Source organism: Labrys sedimenti (assembly GCF_034424805.1).
GTDB classification, from domain to species: domain Bacteria; phylum Pseudomonadota; class Alphaproteobacteria; order Rhizobiales; family Labraceae; genus Labrys; species Labrys sedimenti.
This window is the reverse complement of record NZ_JAXOUF010000017.1, coordinates 50,889-65,869: the sequence shown is the minus strand read 5'-3', so window position 1 is coordinate 65,869 and position 14,981 is coordinate 50,889. Positions and strand designations below refer to the sequence as shown.

Annotated in this window: 15 protein-coding genes; 7 read left to right on the top strand and 8 right to left on the bottom strand. The window is 62.2% G+C overall.

Annotation, left to right across the window (positions count from 1 at the left end):
* Window positions 1-17 precede the first annotated feature (17 nt).
* The 3 genes from U1R88_RS28605 to U1R88_RS28595 all read right to left on the bottom strand — a co-directional run bounded on the left by U1R88_RS28605 (window position 18) and on the right by U1R88_RS28595 (window position 3,459).
* Window positions 18-959, bottom strand: coding sequence for an ABC transporter permease (locus U1R88_RS28605; protein ID WP_322434323.1), 942 nt, complete (start codon window positions 957-959; stop codon window positions 18-20).
* Window positions 959-1,990, bottom strand: coding sequence for an ABC transporter ATP-binding protein (locus tag U1R88_RS28600; RefSeq protein ID WP_322434322.1), 1,032 nt, complete (start codon window positions 1,988-1,990; stop codon window positions 959-961). The genes U1R88_RS28605 and U1R88_RS28600 overlap by 1 nt, the downstream gene beginning before the upstream one ends.
* Before the next feature lie 326 nt (window positions 1,991-2,316).
* Window positions 2,317-3,459, bottom strand: coding sequence for an ABC transporter substrate-binding protein (locus U1R88_RS28595; RefSeq protein ID WP_322434321.1), 1,143 nt, complete (start codon window positions 3,457-3,459; stop codon window positions 2,317-2,319).
* Between the two features lie 544 nt (window positions 3,460-4,003).
* Between U1R88_RS28595 and U1R88_RS28590 the strand changes: the two genes are divergently transcribed.
* The 3 genes from U1R88_RS28590 (at window position 4,004) to U1R88_RS28580 (ending at window position 5,219) form a co-directional block, all read left to right on the top strand.
* Window positions 4,004-4,321 carry a hypothetical protein gene (locus U1R88_RS28590; protein ID WP_322434320.1) on the top strand — a complete coding sequence of 106 codons (318 nt, stop codon included), beginning with the start codon at window positions 4,004-4,006 and terminating at the stop codon, window positions 4,319-4,321.
* Window positions 4,322-4,394: 73 nt separating this feature from the next.
* A complete protein-coding gene (locus U1R88_RS28585) occupies window positions 4,395-4,919 on the top strand; it encodes an SMI1/KNR4 family protein (protein WP_322434319.1) in 525 nt (174 codons plus the stop codon).
* Window positions 4,920-4,979: 60 nt separating this feature from the next.
* On the top strand, window positions 4,980-5,219 hold the full coding sequence (locus U1R88_RS28580; RefSeq protein ID WP_322434318.1) for a hypothetical protein: 240 nt from the start codon (window positions 4,980-4,982) through the stop codon (window positions 5,217-5,219).
* A gap of 276 nt (window positions 5,220-5,495) precedes the next feature.
* On the opposite strand, the gene U1R88_RS28575 is transcribed toward U1R88_RS28580, so the two are convergent.
* Window positions 5,496-6,404 carry a LysR substrate-binding domain-containing protein gene (locus U1R88_RS28575; protein WP_322434317.1) on the bottom strand — a complete coding sequence of 303 codons (909 nt, stop codon included), beginning with the start codon at window positions 6,402-6,404 and terminating at the stop codon, window positions 5,496-5,498.
* 41 nt (window positions 6,405-6,445) lie between these two features.
* Here U1R88_RS28575 and U1R88_RS28570 point away from each other — a divergent pair, with 41 nt between their 5' ends.
* Complete coding sequence (locus U1R88_RS28570; protein ID WP_425545492.1) at window positions 6,446-7,666, top strand: BaiN/RdsA family NAD(P)/FAD-dependent oxidoreductase; 1,221 nt, start codon at window positions 6,446-6,448, stop codon at window positions 7,664-7,666.
* Between the two features lie 107 nt (window positions 7,667-7,773).
* Here the strand turns inward: U1R88_RS28570 and U1R88_RS28565 are convergent, their stop codons facing one another.
* The 3 genes from U1R88_RS28565 to U1R88_RS28555 all read right to left on the bottom strand — a co-directional run bounded on the left by U1R88_RS28565 (window position 7,774) and on the right by U1R88_RS28555 (window position 9,684).
* Entirely contained in the window at window positions 7,774-8,736 is a 963-nt protein-coding gene (locus tag U1R88_RS28565; protein ID WP_322434315.1) for a nucleoside hydrolase, read from the bottom strand.
* A gap of 103 nt (window positions 8,737-8,839) precedes the next feature.
* The gene (locus U1R88_RS28560; RefSeq protein ID WP_322434313.1) at window positions 8,840-9,445 is read right to left on the bottom strand and encodes a class I SAM-dependent methyltransferase; all 606 of its coding nucleotides are present in this window, start codon (window positions 9,443-9,445) and stop codon (window positions 8,840-8,842) included.
* Between the two features lie 68 nt (window positions 9,446-9,513).
* The gene (locus U1R88_RS28555; RefSeq protein ID WP_322434312.1) at window positions 9,514-9,684 is read right to left on the bottom strand and encodes a hypothetical protein; all 171 of its coding nucleotides are present in this window, start codon (window positions 9,682-9,684) and stop codon (window positions 9,514-9,516) included.
* A gap of 104 nt (window positions 9,685-9,788) precedes the next feature.
* Here U1R88_RS28555 and U1R88_RS28550 point away from each other — a divergent pair, with 104 nt between their 5' ends.
* Together U1R88_RS28550 and U1R88_RS28545 are read left to right on the top strand one after the other, a co-directional pair.
* Window positions 9,789-10,727: a LysR family transcriptional regulator gene (locus U1R88_RS28550; RefSeq protein ID WP_322434311.1), complete on the top strand. Its 939-nt coding sequence runs from the start codon at window positions 9,789-9,791 to the stop codon at window positions 10,725-10,727.
* Window positions 10,728-10,891: 164 nt separating this feature from the next.
* Window positions 10,892-11,404: a hypothetical protein gene (locus U1R88_RS28545; protein WP_322434310.1), complete on the top strand. Its 513-nt coding sequence runs from the start codon at window positions 10,892-10,894 to the stop codon at window positions 11,402-11,404.
* An 84-nt stretch (window positions 11,405-11,488) separates the two neighbouring features.
* On the opposite strand, the gene U1R88_RS28540 is transcribed toward U1R88_RS28545, so the two are convergent.
* Window positions 11,489-12,409, bottom strand: coding sequence for a helix-turn-helix transcriptional regulator (locus tag U1R88_RS28540; protein ID WP_322434309.1), 921 nt, complete (start codon window positions 12,407-12,409; stop codon window positions 11,489-11,491).
* Window positions 12,410-12,780: 371 nt separating this feature from the next.
* Between U1R88_RS28540 and U1R88_RS28535 the strand changes: the two genes are divergently transcribed.
* A complete protein-coding gene (locus U1R88_RS28535) occupies window positions 12,781-14,979 on the top strand; it encodes a TonB-dependent receptor (protein ID WP_322434308.1) in 2,199 nt (732 codons plus the stop codon).
* The last annotated feature ends 2 nt before the right edge of the window (window positions 14,980-14,981 follow it).

The following is a 14,981-nucleotide window of genomic DNA, read 5'->3' as shown; positions in this document are numbered from 1 at the left end:
GAAACCAGGCGTGTCGATCACAGCGCATCGAAAGCCCCCAATCGTTTGGCAACGGTGAGGAAGATGCCCATGATCAGCACCGGCACCACCGAGAAGGCGGCCGCCAGCGGGATATTTCCGGCGGTGCCCTGCTGGGTGTAGACGACCTGGCCGAGGATCAGCGAGGACGGTCCGACGATCTGCGGCACGATGTAGTCGCCGAGGGTGAGCGAGAAGGTGAAGATCGCCCCGGCCACCAGGCCGGGAAAGGCCAGCGGCAGAATGACCTTGCGAAAGGTCTGGCCCGGGGTGGCGCCGAGATCGCCGGAAGCCTCGATCAGCGAGCCGGGCACGCGCTCCAGCGCCGCCTGCACCGGCAGGATCATGAAGGGCGTCCACAGATAGAGGAACACCAGCACCATGCCGGTATAGCTCACCGAGAGGGAGGGGCCGCCGAGGATCGGCAGCGACAGCCAGGCCTCCAGCAGCCAGGCCAAACCGAGCTTGGCCATGATCCAGCCGATCACGCCTTCCTTGGCCAGCAGCAGCTTCCAGGCATAGACCTTGACCAGATAGCTCGACCACAGCGGCATCATCACCGCGATATAGAACAGCGCTTTGACGCGTCCGCGGGCATAGCGGGCGGCATAATAGGCGATCGGGAAGGCAATGACGGCGGAGAGCAGCGTCACCACCGCCGAAAGACTCACCGTGCGGATGATGATGTCGAGATTGGAGGGCGACAGCAATTCGCCATAGGTCTTCAGCGAAGGCTCGCGCACGATGGTGCCGGAGAACTCGTCGATCGAGAAGAAGCTCTGCGCCAGCAGGGCAAAGAGCGAGCCGAGATAGACGACGCCGAGCCAAAGCAGCGGCGGCACCAGCAGGAGCAGGAGATAGAGCCCGCGCCGGGCGACCAGCACATCCGAGATACGCCGAAGAAGACCGTCCCGCGGGGCCTGGAGGGTGGCGAGGCTCATCACGCGTCCTCCATCAGGTGCAGGGCCTGGCGGGGAAAGCTGACGCGCACGGCCGCGCCCTGTTCGGGCGGCGTGCCGATGGCGGCGGGAATGGCGGCGCTGAGGCGGGCGCCGTCATCGGTGCGCAGTTCCAGGCGATTGACGGCGCCATGGTAGAGCACCTGGGTCACGGTGCCCGGCACCACCACGGCATCGCCGGCGGCGCCCACCCCTTGCGGCAGCAGGGTGATCTTTTCCGGCCGCAGGCTGGCCGCGCTGCTCATGCCGATCCAGCTCTGTGTCCGGTCCGGCTCGATCACATTGGAAGACCCGACGAAATCGGCGACGAAGCGGGTGCGTGGCCGCTCATAGATGTCCTGCGGGCTGCCGACCTGGGCGATGCGGCCTTCGTTGAACACGGCGACGCGATCGGCCATGGACAGGGCTTCGCCCTGGTCATGCGTGACGAACACGAAGCTGAGGCCGAGGGAACGCTGCAGCGATTTGAGCTCGCCTTGCATCTCCTCGCGCAGCTTGAGGTCGAGAGCACCGAGCGGCTCGTCGAGCAGGAGCACCTTGGGCCTGACCACCAAAGCGCGGGCGAGCGCCACGCGCTGGCGCTGGCCGCCCGAGAGCTGTCCGGGCCGGCGGTCTTCCTTGCCGGCGAGCTTGACCATGGCCAGCGCCTCGCGTCCCTGGCGATAGCGCTCCTGCCTGGCGACGCCGCGGATCATCAGGCCGTAGCAGACATTGTCGAGAATGTTGAAATGCGGGAAGAGGGCATAGTCCTGGAAGACGGTGTTGACCGGGCGCCGATAGGCCGGCATGCCCTCGACCGCCTCACCAAAGATCTCGATATGGCCCCCAGTCGGCTGTTCGAAGCCTGCGACCAGGCGCAGACAGGTGGTCTTGCCCGAGCCGGACGGCCCCAGCATGGCGAAGAATTCGCCGGGCGCGATGTCGAGGTCGACGCCGTCGACCGCCTTCACGCTGCCGAAATGGCGCTGGACGCCGCGGAACGAGACGGCAGGAGTGGTGCTGGTTACAGCCATGAGGATACCTCGAGGACGTGAGCTGGCTCAGCCGCCTCTATCTGGACAAAAATTTCATGACCCGCACGGGCACAAAGGCAATGCTCTGGCGTGCCGATTTTCAGTCAGCGCGCCCTAGAGCAAAGTGCGTTCAGGATTGAACGCTTGTTTGCTCTAGCTCCTTGTTTCGACGCGTCTTTGCGCTTCCTGGTGACTGCGTGAAATCACAAAACGCCCTGAGCCCTCCAGAGAACGATCGAATTGGCTCGACCTTTGTGATTGCCGGGCTTGCCCCGGCAATCTAGCCCCTACCGAGCGTTGTGGCTGGGGACCGCTGGATGCCCGCATCAACGCCCGCCGATCACGGCGATATAGTCGGTAACCCAGCGATAATAGGGCACGCAGGCGCTCTGCGTGGTGCATTTGGCCACCGGAGTGCGCCAGAACTTGATCTTGGGGAAATTGTCGAAACCGTTGGTGGCGCAACCGCTATCGCCCAGCAGCGCATTGCCCTTGCAGGCCGCCGGAACCGAGGGAAGCGAGCCGAACCAGGCGGCGACATCGCCCTGAACCTTGGGCTGGATCGAATGTTCGAGCCACATATAGGCGCAATTGGGATTGGCGGCATCGGCGGCCATCATGGTGGTATCGGCCCAGCCCGTCGCTCCTTCCTCCGGTACGGTGGAGGCGATCGGCTTCTTGTCGGCCCGCATCAGATTGACCTGGAAGGGCCAGGAACCGGAAGCGACCACGCCTTCGTTCTTGAAGTCGTCGACCTGGATATTGGCGTCGTGCCAATAGCGCTGGATCAGGGCATGCTGCTGGCGCACCAGTTCGAGCACCGCCTTGTACTGATCCTCGTTGAGCTCATAGGGATCCTTGATGCCCAGCTCGGGCTTCTTGCTCATCAAATAGAGGGCGGCGTCGGCGAGGTAGATGGCACCGTCATAGGCCTGGATGCGCCCCTTGTTGGGCTTGCCGTCCGGCAGGTTCTGCGGCTCGAACACCACGCTCCAGCTCTTCGGCGCTTCCTTGAACACGTCGCTGTTGTACATCAGCACATTGGGGCCCCATTGATAGGGCACGCCATAATGCTTGCCGTCGACCGTATGCCAGGGCGCGTTCTGCAGGCGCTCGTCGACGGTCTTCCAGCTCGGGATCAACGAGGTATCGATCTCCTGCACGCGCTTGCCGGCGACCAGGCGCAAAGAGGAGTCACCGGAAGCGGTGACGAGGTCGTAGCCCCCCTCATTCATCAGGGCGACCATCTCGTCGGAGGTGCTGGCGGTCTTCACATTGACCTTGCAGCTGGTCTTCTTCTCGAAATCGGTAACCCAGTCATAGCTCTTGTCGGTGTCGCCCCGCTCGATATAGCCGGGCCAAGCCACGATGTTGAGCTGGCCCTCTCCCTTGCCGATCTCCTTGGCGAGCGCCGGTACGGCCACTGCCGTAATACCCGCCAACGCTACGACCCATCCAAGCCTGGACATGATGGTTTTCCTCTGGTTGCCGTCCGTTCGAATACAGGGCGAATTCTTGATTGCGGCGAGCATGCCTTGGAAAAGCCACAGGCGCCACACCATTCCGGAGATCGATGATATCGGTTTTTCCGATATCATCGATGAGAGATCGCTTTGCTGCAACCCATTACATGGAAACCACACCTACCATTCAGGCGTGTGTTAAACAGTGCGCCGTCCACGGCGCATAACGACGAATGCTGCACGTCGCGCCAACCTATGGCACCAAAATTGCTTTTATGATTGGCCGTACAACCGGGACAGACCTTGTATGCTACGTTTGCGGATCCATCGTGGATAACAGGATCGCAGGTTACTCACTAAAGTCCGACGCTAAAGCCTCACCTTAATTGGGAGTTTCGCGACAATTTAAATGAGAGGAGGTGAAAATAGAAGCCGTAGCCCTGGACACAATCTACGCCGCTGTGGAGATTATCGGAGCGCAAGAACATCAACTTGATAAAGAATGGATGTTGAAGGGAAAATTCTAGCTCTCGTCGCGGACGAGATGACCATGCGTAGACTTGCCGATGTCATTCCAGAGGCATTCGGATTGATACTTATTTCCCATCTCAAGGCAGCGTCAGGCGTGAAGCTGCCGACTTGTTTTTATGCAAAAGACGCAATGGGGGATTGGCAATCATTCGACTTCGATCGGGAGCCGATTTTTGGTGCTGCAATCGTCATTTCCCAGCATGTTTTCCATAACGGCCCACGACACATAATGAAGAACGTCGCGGAAAGGAGTGGCCTTCTTGCTACGATCAGCAATGCTCTCGGCACAGGTGCCTCTTTGGAAGGTGGCACACTCAAAGGGCCTCAATTTTTTTGATTGCCAGCCTCCTTATACGAAACGCCGCAAAGCGCGACGTCGAAAAATTAGATAATCACGTGAAGGCCGGTCAATGAAATCGCTCATCGCCAAAGCACAGGAAGTTTATGCAGCCGCTGGTTTGAACTGCGGTCACGGATTGCTGCCGCCTACTGGCAAAGACGCGATCGAGCGAATTGCCTTGGAATTGTCCCTACCTATCCCGGAAGAACTGCGCGCGGTGTATGCCGTCCACGGCGGTCAGGAGTACATCCCGCCCGGCATCACTGGCTTATTTGGAAAACATCGGCTGCACAGCCCTGCCGAGGTCATTGAGAACCATAAGATACATGCAGAGAATTACTATGTTGCCTTTGATCCACCGCCGACCTTCCCTCCTTCGGGTGGGGAGGACCCAGGATATTGGGTGCCGGAATTGATTCCATTCGCATCGTGGGATGCTTATGAATTGTGTATCCATGCAATGATCGGAGAGGTTTGGGAATTTTTGCCTAGCTCAGGGCTCATCCGCCATCGTGCAAGCATTGCGAGCGTGTTGGAGGAAGTCATCTCGGCTGTCTGCGCAGGCAATGCACCGCAGTTAGGTGCGATGCGATGACGGCCTTCCATGTCGTACAAATCCCTCAAAACTACGACGTAGAATAGTTCGGGCACACTCATGAAGATTGCCGATACCGCCAAGAGAATCAGCATTATTCATGAAGCGTACAACCCATACTACGTCGAGCTTTTCGACCTGGTATTCAAACTGTCCTACACCTTTGAAGATATTGAAAAGCCACGCCTCGAGATTTTTCTCAATGACAGCGAAGCAAAAGATAAAGAATGGAAAATCTATGGATCTACACTTGATAATTCTGATGATAAATTTGCGAATGTTAGATTTGAATTATTTTGAGAGGAAAAGCAATTTCTTATTCGCTCGTCGCAATATAGGATAATATTCGATAATTTTTATCGAGAGAAATACACCTGGTCGGATGGATTCAAGGAGCGTTGCTACATCTATGAATTTCTGGTGAAAGCACTTCCTTGAAGAGTAGGTTTGGTAAGATCACAACCGTTGAAGCTGCTGGCTTCTTGTTGTCGCAAAAGACCATCTGGAAAGTCGACTTCTGCAAACGATTTTTGAAACAGACACGCACCAATCCGCGTAACTCATTTCATCGAAACCTCACCGCCCCTTACCAGTCCGATGCGTTCGCGCCACCGCAACGAACTGCGTGGCGATGGCATCGAGCGGCGAGCCGCGCCGCCAGCCGATCACCACTTCCACCGGCGCAAGCGCCTCGGCAAGGTCGCGCGCCTCGATCTTGTCGCCTTCGAGCGACCAGGGGCGATAGGTGAGGTCGGGCAGGATGGCGACGCCCGCCCCGGTTGCGACCAAGCTGCGGGCCGCCTCCACCGAACGGGTGCGGATGGCTACCGGCGGCCGCACGCCGGCCCGCCGCCAAGCATATTCGGCGGCCTCGGCGATCTCGTCGAGCATCAAGAGCACGAACGGTTCCTCGGCGAGGTCCACGATGCCGATGCTCTCGGCCTCGGCCAGGCGATGGCCGATCGGCAGCCAGAGGCGATAGGGGGAGGCTTCCATCGTCTCCACATGCAGGGCCGCCGAACTCTTCTCGGTGCCTGCTACCATCACGGCGACATCGAGCTCGCCGCCCACCAGCAGATGGTCGAGATAGTCCCTGGTATCCTCGATGATCTCGACCGCGACATGGGGAAAGGCCCGTCGGAAGCGGGCGAGCAGGTCCGGAAGCACATAGGCGGCCACCAGAGGCGTCACCCCGACCGCAAGCCGCCCCTCCATCGGTGCCGTCTCCGAGCGCAAGGCGCGGCGGGCGTCGGCGATCTCCGAGAGGATCTTGCGGGCATGGCGCAGGAACTGGTGCCCCTTCAGCGTGAGCTCGACGCCATGGGCGCGCCGGTCGAACAGGGAAAAGCCGAGATCGCCTTCGAGCTCGCGTATGGCCTCCGTCACCGTCGATTGCGAGATGGAGAGCTCGTGCGAGGCGCGCGACACCGCTCCGTTCTCGGCCACCGCCACGAAATATTGGATTTGCCGGAAGGAGAATGCCATGAGGGCAGTGAGCACAATGCGAATTGGAAATAAAGACGGACGTGGCGGACTTGAGCGACATCGTCATCATCGGCGCCGGCCCGGCCGGGCTGATCGCCGCCGAGAAATTGGCGCAGGCCGGCCGAAGCGTCGCGATTTATGAGCGCATGCCCTCGCCCGCCCGCAAATTCCTGATGGCCGGGCGCGGCGGGCTCAACCTCACACATGGCGAGGATTTCGAGCGCTTCCTCACCCGCTACGGTCCGGCCCAGGCCTTTCTCGAACCCGCCTTGCGCGCCTTCGCGCCGAGCGATCTGGTCGCCTGGGCCGAAGGGCTGGGCGAGAAGACCTTTGTCGGTTCGAGCGGCCGCATCTTTCCCGAGAGCTTCAAGGCTTCGCCTTTGTTGCGGGCCTGGCTGGCCCGGCTCACTCGCCTGGGTGTGACCCTGCACACCCGCCATTGCTGGACAGGATGGGACGATGGGGGAAAGCCCGTCTTCCTGGGTCCGGACAACAAGCCTCTTCATCGCAAAGCCGCTGCGACGCTGCTCGCCCTCGGTGGCGCCTCCTGGCCGCGCCTGGGTTCGGATGGCGGCTGGGTCCCGCTGCTGCGCGACCGCGGCGTCACCATCGCCGAGCTTGCACCGTCGAACAGCGGCGCCGAAATCGCCTGGAGCCCGGCCTATGCGGAGAAATCGGCTGGCGAACCGCTGAAGCGCATTGCCGTTTCCATCGCCGGCACCACGCGTCGCGGCGAGGCCGTCGTCACCGAACAGGGGCTCGAGGGCGGCGCGATCTATGCCCTCTCTCCCCTCATCCGCACGGCGATCGCCACGCACGGCCATGCCGAGATCGAGATCGACCTGCGTCCCGATCTCGATGAGACGGCGCTGCCTCGCCTGCTCGACCGGCCGCAGGGCAGCCAGTCCCTTTCCACCTATCTGCGCAAAGCCGCCAAGCTGGCGCCGGCGGCCATCGGCCTGCTGCGCGAGGCCACCGGCAACATGCTGCCACGAGATCCCGTCCCCTTGGCCCGCCTGATCAAGCATGTTCCCTTGAAGGTGACGGCGCAGCGCGGCCTCGAACGCGCGATCTCCAGCGCCGGCGGCATCGCGCTCGACGAGGTCGACGGCCATTTCATGCTGCGAAAGCTTCCCGGTGTCTTCGTCGCCGGCGAGATGCTGGACTGGGAGGCGCCGACCGGGGGCTACCTGCTGCAGGCCTGCTTCGCCACCGGGGTGGCGGCGGCGAGGGGCATCGAAACCTGGCTGGCCGCCAGGTAGGGGCGGACAAGATGTCCGCGGTCCCAGCCGCGGCGTTTCCCGGACAAGGCCTGCAAGATTCGCGCTGGAAGCGGTAGGGCTGGGACCGCGGACGTCCCGTCCGCTCTTTAAGCCGATCTCAGCAGGGTTTCCCGGTAGAGATCGAGCAAGGGCTGGGCCTTGACGTCGATGCAGACCGCATGATCCGGCCGGCCATCCCATTCGTTGGGCGGAAAACCGACCGCTGCCGGGCGCTGGATGGTCTGGCCGAAGGCGAGGCCCTTGCACACCACCCGAATCGGGCCGGAGCGGGTTTCGAACAAGTCCGGCGCCACCAGATAGATCGCCGCCGAGGCATCATGCACGGAAATGCCGGCCAGCCCTTTCTTGAGATAGAAATTCTCGTAGAAGCGGGTGATGTCCCAGATGAAGCGGCCGACCTCGCCGGCCTCCTCGCCCAGCCGGCGCAGATAATCCTGCGGCATCAGCACTTCGTGGGTAACGTCGAGGCCGATGACGGTAACGGGCCAGGCTGCGGCGAACATCTCGTCGGCGGCATGCGGATCGCCATGGATGTTGGCTTCCGCGGCTGGGGTGACGTTGCCCAGATGTCCGCGATAGCCGAAGGCACCGCCCATCACCACCACCCGGCGGACCAGGCCGGCGATCTCGGGATCCTCGCGCAGGGCCAGGGCCAGGTTGGTCATGCGCCCCACCGCCAGCAGCGTGATCTCGCCGGGATGCTTGCGCACGGTCTCGATGATGAAGCGATGGGCGGGCATGTCGATCGCCTGCGCCTCGATCTCGGTGGGGATCTCGATCTCGCCGAGGCCGTTATGGCCGTGGACGACGGCGGCGTGATGGGCGTCGTCCCCCGTCACCGGGCCCGCCGCCCCGCGCACCACCGGCGCATCGATGCCGAAGCGTTCCTTCAGATAGAGCGCGTTGCGCGTGGTGATCTCGACCGGCGCATTGCCGTGGCAGGTGGTGATGCCGATCAGTTCGATGTCCGGATGATAGTGCAGGAAGAACAGCGCCATGGCGTCGTCGACGCCGGGATCGGTATCATAGATGACTTTATGGCTGGGCATCGTAAGGCAAACCGGGAAAAAAAGGCGGGAACCTTTGCGTCTGCGCCCGGTGGTGGGGAAAGTCAACGCCGCGAAGCCGCAATGCGCCTCGGCAAAGCCGGTATCATGGCCTGACGGCCAGGAAGGTGTTCCAGGGGTCGCCATCCGGGTCGATGGAAAACTCATCCCACAGCACGGTCAGCCCGGCTTGTTCGAGCCGCACGGCAAACGCATCGCGTCGCCAATAGACCGTGTGGAACTTTCCGGCGGTCTCCCCGTCGCCCTCGCGCATGGAGACGAGGAAAGGCGCACCGGGACGCAGCGACGCGGCAACCTTGGCCAGCACGTGATCGATCCGATCGCGGGGAACGTGAATCAACACACATAGGCCGACGACGGCATCGTAAGGACCGCCGAGATCGTCGGTGACGATGTTGAGCAGTTCGCCATGCTTGCCGCGAGCGGCCTGCAATTCGAGAAAGCGGCGGGTCGCATCGGTGCGGCGCACCGTGACGCCGAGCGTCTCCAGGAAATCCGCCTCGCGGCCAGGCCCCGACCCGACCTCCAGGATCAATCCGCCATCTCCCGCCATTTCGGCGATACGCCGCAATGCCGCCTGGTCGCGCAGATTCGGCATTTCGGGAATGCGGGCGTAGTAGCGATCCGCGCAGCCCTCATAGGATTGGATGGTCTGGCGGCACTGTTCGAGCGCCTCGGGCGTTTTCTTCATGGTGGCGATCTCCGATCTCTCCCCGATCGGGTCTTTCCCATCGGGTCCCCTGCCCTTGCCGATGCGAGTCACCGCCAGCGGACGCCGCCGACGGCCCGGTTTCCATCGATCAGGCCCAGGTCGCGCTTCAGGTGGTCGCCGAGATCGCGGGGATCGAGTTGACGAGAGGCGCGCGGCCGGAACGGCGCGGCGAACAAGTCGAGGAGCGAAAGCCTGTAGCGCTTGATATGTTTCGTCATGTTCGTGGTCCTTTCGGCCTGGAGCGATGGAGACATCCTGCCGCCGCCAAGCCTTGGATTCCAATCGAACGTCGCGTAGGATGCATCAACTGGATTGATGCATCATGCATTGGGATTTGCCCCCGCTGGGCGCCATCAGGGTCTTTGAGGCCGCCGCGCGGCTTGGCAGCTTCACCAAGGCCGCCGAGGAGCTCGGCATGACGCAATCGGCCGCCAGCTATCAGATCAAGGTTCTCGAAGAACGCGCCGGAACACCGCTTTTCATAAGAAAAGCAAGGCAGATCAGGCTGACCGAGGCCGGTGAACAGCTTGCCCCTCTGGTCTCGAATGCGTTTTCAACCCTGTCGGACGCCTGGTTCGCAACCAAGGGCGGCGCATCCGGCGTGCTCTCGGTCACGACCATCGATACCTTCGCATCGAACTGGCTTGCCGTCCGCCTTGGAACATTCCAGTTGATGTATCCCGGCCTGGCCGTGAAGATGGACATCGCATCGCGCTCCCTCGACATCGCCCGCGAAAATGTGGATGTCGGCATCCGTGTGGGCGCCGGAAAATGGCCCGGGCTGGTGGCCCATTACCTGTTCAAGGCCGATTATGCGCCGATGCTGAGCCCCGCATTGGCGGAGAAGGTCGGCGGCATCCGCGTGCCCGAGGACCTCTACAAGGTTCCCCTGTGCTGCCCGCAGGATCCCTGGTGGGAAGTCTGGTTCAGGGCGGCGGGCACCAGATTCGAGCCGGACCGCGTGATCCCCGGCCCGACCTTCGGCACCCAGGCCTATGAGGCGACTGCGGCGATCACCGACCAAGGCGCGGCGATGCTCACGCACAACCTCTACACGGCCTTCCTCGACAAGGGCCAGTTGATCCAGCCCTTCGACATCACCGGCTCCGATGGCGATGGCTACTGGCTGGTGCACGCCGAGGCGCGGCGCACGACGCCCAAGATCAAGGTCTTCCGGGACTGGATCCTGGCGCAGACGGCCGAGGTCCGCAGCCGCGAGAAGCGCGAACTTCCGGCAGGCGGAGCAGCCCGGCACGGCTGACCGCTGCCGCTCGAACCCCGCGGGCAAGCGACCGGCCGCGCACCCTGGAATTCCTACAAACTATTGAAATAAAAAGAGATTTTCTTGAACAAATCAGTTCGGTGTGGTCCTATGCGTGCCGTTGCCAATGCCGGGACCTTGAACCCCGCGGATTGAAGGACACCATGATGACCCTGCCAAGCCCCGATGTCGCTCGCCCCGTCGGCTATCATATCGACGCTCCGGCCGAGAACCTGCTCTTTTCCGTCTTTCGCTGCTGGATGGCGGGTTATGCCACCGGCGATGCCGCCTGCTGGGACATCGCCTGGGAAGGGCTGGCGCGCGAAATGCCGGAAGAAAACGCCAAGCCGCTGTTCGGCGAGTTCCATCATTTCGTGCGCACGCTGCGGGCGACGGCCGACAACGAGATCGGCTGGCGTCCGGCCGCCTGCCGGGCCCTGTGCCGCGACGAGTGCCTGGTGCTGGCCATGGTCGATGCAGCGCAGCGCGACGACAGGGTCCAGTTGCTCCACGCTGCCTCCTACCTGTTGAAGAGCGACGGGCTGCACCGGGCGCTCGATGCCACCACCGCCCTGGCCAAGGCCCTCGCAAGGGTCGGGCTGTTCATCGCCCCCGTCAGCCCGTGCGCCCTGGATACCATGACGCGGATGAAGCCGCCCTCGGCCACCGCCCACTGAAGCCGGGTATCGGCGAGACGGCCGATTCTGGCCGATGATTCGAGGCCGTCGATGCGGATGGCCGCGAACCGGGGCAGCCTACGCTCAAGCGCTGCCCGCATCCGGCAATTCGTTCCCCGCAGGGCCAGCGGATACGGAGCGGTGCTTGGCGCGCACCAGGCGCGGCGACGTATCGAAGCGCCTGCGGAAGGTGCGGTTGAAATAGGACAGGTCGCCGAAACCGACATCGAAGGCGATCTCGCTGATCGAACGCTTGCGCTCGTCGGGTGACTGCAGGCGACGCATCGCCCTGTCCAGCCGGCGCTGCAGTACGAATTCCGAAAAGGTCTCGCCTTCCCCCTCGAACAGTTTCTGGAGATAGCGTGTGCTGATACCGTGCCGCAGGGCGATCTGGCTGGCATTGAGCGCCTGGTCGTCGAGATGGGCTTCGATATCCGACTTGATGGCGTTCAAGCGCGCGGCCGCGCGATCCTGCACGGTATGGGGCACCTGGGCCTCGGCCTCGCCGCACAGGATGTCGACGAGATCGCCCATATAGGCGCAGGCATGCTGCAGCAGCACCGGTCCGCTCATCGGCAGCAGGCCCCGCATCAGCGCCGCGCCATAATTGCCGAGCAGCACCAGCGTGTCGTTGTTTTGCGGGAAGACCCGCAGCATGGCCGAGCATTCGAGCATATTCTCGGTGATGCGTTCGTTCGCCAGGACGAGGCAATCGACACGGTCGACATGCCGTAGCCACAGACCGGCCGGCCGGCCGGCGGCCAGGAAAATGGCCTCCCTGGCGGAGACGACGGTGCGCTGCCCGTCACGCTCGACCTCCATCCGGCCATTGGAGGGCCGCAGCAGCACACCGCCCGCCCCGAGTTCGGCGGCATCCAGGCGGAGTTCTCGATCCTGGAGCGGAGAAAAGCAGGAGATCGGACCGATATCGGGCTCAAGCCGTAGCAATGCCCGGGCGCCGAGCAAGACCTGGTCCGACGGGTCGAGCCTGCGATGTGTGGCCATGCGCCCGCTCGCCCGCAACTCGACCAGCGCCAGTTCTTCGCTCGTCAGCCCGTGCCCAAGCAACCAGACAGGCCGCAGCCTTCCCGCAAAAGGCTCTCGCGGTGTCAAAACGGCGTGATCCGCGCCTCCAGTTCGCTTCAGTCCATCAATCAATGCGCCCAAGTCCAAGAATTCAAACAACTCGACAAGTAAGACCTCTCGTCAATATAGAGCGAGAAAGGGCCGATATCCAGAAGTATATGACATCTTATCCCAGATTATAATCGTTACAAACTGGGAATATACTATGAATATACAACAGATATCCGCTTGAAATCGCCAAATATAACTTAGTTTCGTATCGAGAGTGGCTGGAGGTCTAAAAATTCATCATGGGCAAGATATCCGTATCGGCGGTCATGTTTCTATCGGTTGTTTCGCCTGCACTGGCACAGCAGTCGCAGGAGCAGCCGATTGAGCTCGATCCGGTTACCGTTACCGCCTCTCGCGCCGAAAGATCCGTCTCCGATATTCCGCAATCGGTCCAGGTGATCGATAGGCAGGAAATCGATAAGCAGCTTCAGCAGAGCGCGAGCGCATCGGCGGCCCTGGCCAAGCTGGTGCCGGGCTTTTCGGTTTCCAACCAAACGGTCTCGGGCGCTTCCGAAAGCTATCGCGGCCGTGACCTGCTCGTGCTGGTCGACGGCGTTCCCCTCAGTACGCCCCTGCGGGACGTTTCCCGCATCCTGTCCCTGATCGACCTCAACTCGATCGAGCGCATCGAGATGGTGGCGGGCGCCTCCAGCCTCTATGGGGCCGGCGCCACCGGCGGCACCGTCAATTTCATCACCAAGAAGGCCGAACCCGGCAAGCCTCGCATCACCGTGAACACGGCCCTGCGCGCCTTCACGGCGAATGCCGTGGATTCGGTGGCGCCGGAACTGTCCGCCAGCATCTCCGGCAAGGCCGAGAATGGGCTCGATTATGTCCTGAGCGGCAGCGGCTATCTCGGGCGTCGCACCTATGACGGCTCCGGGCGGGAACTGCCATCCGATGCCATGCTGGGCCAGGGCGGCGGCGACCGCTTCGGCCGGGTCAACCTCCTCGCCAAGCTCGGCTATGACTTCGACGCCGGCAAGCGGCTCGAATTCTCGGCAGGCTGGTACTACTTCAACCAGACGCCGCGCTATCTGACCGCCTATTCCCCGCCCTATGCTCGCCCGGACTTTGCGCGGCCCTATACGGGAGAGAGCGTTCTCGAAGACACCAAGTCCCTGTCGCTGCGCTATAGCGACAAGGATTTTGCGCTTGGCAGCCTCAACATCGTTGGCTTCTACAACAACATCAAGAAGCGCTTCAATTATTCAACTTTCGATCCGATCTACAACAATCCGGTCTACTATTCCTTCAATCCAGCCGACCCGACGAGCCCCTATAACCAGACCACGCTCTATTCGGACCGCGGTGGCGTCAACCTGACCATCGACACCCCCCTCGATACCATCTGGCAGGGCGCCAAGCTCACCTGGGGCAGCGATCTCATCTTTGAAAAGACCCACCAGACGCTGACCAACGGCCAGGATGTCTTCACGCCGCTGCAGCAGGTCACCACCGCCGCCTTCGGCCAGTTGCAGGTGCCGCTGACCGACCGCCTCACCGTGCGCGGCGGCGTGCGCTTCGAGCATTTCGCCCTCGACGTCGACGATTTCACCCGCCCGGCCGCCTACACCGTGGTCGCCTCCAGGCAATATGTGCTGCCGGCGCTGCGCGTCACCGGCGGGAGCTTCACTTATTCCAAGCCGACCTTCAACATCGGCGGCACTTTCAAGCTCACCGAAACCAGCGAGATCTTCGGCGGCTTCTCGCAGGGCTTCGCCCTGCCCGACGTCGGCGCCTATACCCGCCGCGCCGGCCTGTCGACGGCCTATGCGTGCCCGATCGCTCGGCCGAACTGCCTTCCCGCCGGCGCGAGTGTCTCCTATGCCTCCATCAGCCCCGAAGCCCAGATCGTCAACAATTACGAACTCGGCATCCGCGGCAGCCATGACCGCTTCAAGGGCAGCCTGACGGGCTTCATCTCCACCTCCAGCCAGGGCGTGACCTTCGACCCCGTCACCAACACCATCTCGCAGCAGAAGGAATTCATCTATGGCGGCGAGTTCACCGGCGAATATGCGGCGACGGACCAGCTGACCATCGGCACCGTGCTCGGCTATCGCGAGGGGCGCTACGATTCCAACAAGGACGGCAAGCTCGACAGCTGGCTGCCCAACAACCGCATCGCCACCCCCTTCCGCGGCACGCTCTATGCCAGCTACGTCTTCGACAACGGCGTGTCGGTGCGCGTGGAGGGTGAAGGCTTCTCGGGACGCGACAAGGCGATCGACCTCAAGGGCACCCGCTACAAGATCAAGCCGGGCGCCACCATGAACGTCGCCCTGTCGGCACCAGTGAAGGGCGGCGAAGCCTATGTGTCCGTCGACAATCTGTTCGACACCCGCTTCCAGAACCCCACGGCGACCTCCGTGCGCAACCTCCCGGTCTATTCCTGGGGCCGCACGGTGACGCTCGGCTATCGCAAGACGTTCTGAAC

Coding starts and splice junctions, on each gene's coding strand:
- U1R88_RS28580 (WP_322434318.1), top strand. CDS start 4,980: ATGAAGATTGCCGATACCGCCAAGAGAATCAGCATTATTCATGAAGCG.
- U1R88_RS28595 (WP_322434321.1), bottom strand. CDS start 3,459: ATGTCCAGGCTTGGATGGGTCGTAGCGTTGGCGGGTATTACGGCAGTG.
- U1R88_RS28560 (WP_322434313.1), bottom strand. CDS start 9,445: ATGAAGAAAACGCCCGAGGCGCTCGAACAGTGCCGCCAGACCATCCAA.
- U1R88_RS28540 (WP_322434309.1), bottom strand. CDS start 12,409: ATGGCCACACATCGCAGGCTCGACCCGTCGGACCAGGTCTTGCTCGGC.
- U1R88_RS28600 (WP_322434322.1), bottom strand. CDS start 1,990: ATGGCTGTAACCAGCACCACTCCTGCCGTCTCGTTCCGCGGCGTCCAG.
- U1R88_RS28565 (WP_322434315.1), bottom strand. CDS start 8,736: ATGCCCAGCCATAAAGTCATCTATGATACCGATCCCGGCGTCGACGAC.
- U1R88_RS28535 (WP_322434308.1), top strand. CDS start 12,781: ATGGGCAAGATATCCGTATCGGCGGTCATGTTTCTATCGGTTGTTTCG.
- U1R88_RS28550 (WP_322434311.1), top strand. CDS start 9,789: ATGCATTGGGATTTGCCCCCGCTGGGCGCCATCAGGGTCTTTGAGGCC.
- U1R88_RS28575 (WP_322434317.1), bottom strand. CDS start 6,404: ATGGCATTCTCCTTCCGGCAAATCCAATATTTCGTGGCGGTGGCCGAG.
- U1R88_RS28605 (WP_322434323.1), bottom strand. CDS start 959: ATGAGCCTCGCCACCCTCCAGGCCCCGCGGGACGGTCTTCTTCGGCGT.
- U1R88_RS28555 (WP_322434312.1), bottom strand. CDS start 9,684: ATGACGAAACATATCAAGCGCTACAGGCTTTCGCTCCTCGACTTGTTC.
- U1R88_RS28585 (WP_322434319.1), top strand. CDS start 4,395: ATGAAATCGCTCATCGCCAAAGCACAGGAAGTTTATGCAGCCGCTGGT.
- U1R88_RS28545 (WP_322434310.1), top strand. CDS start 10,892: ATGATGACCCTGCCAAGCCCCGATGTCGCTCGCCCCGTCGGCTATCAT.
- U1R88_RS28590 (WP_322434320.1), top strand. CDS start 4,004: ATGCGTAGACTTGCCGATGTCATTCCAGAGGCATTCGGATTGATACTT.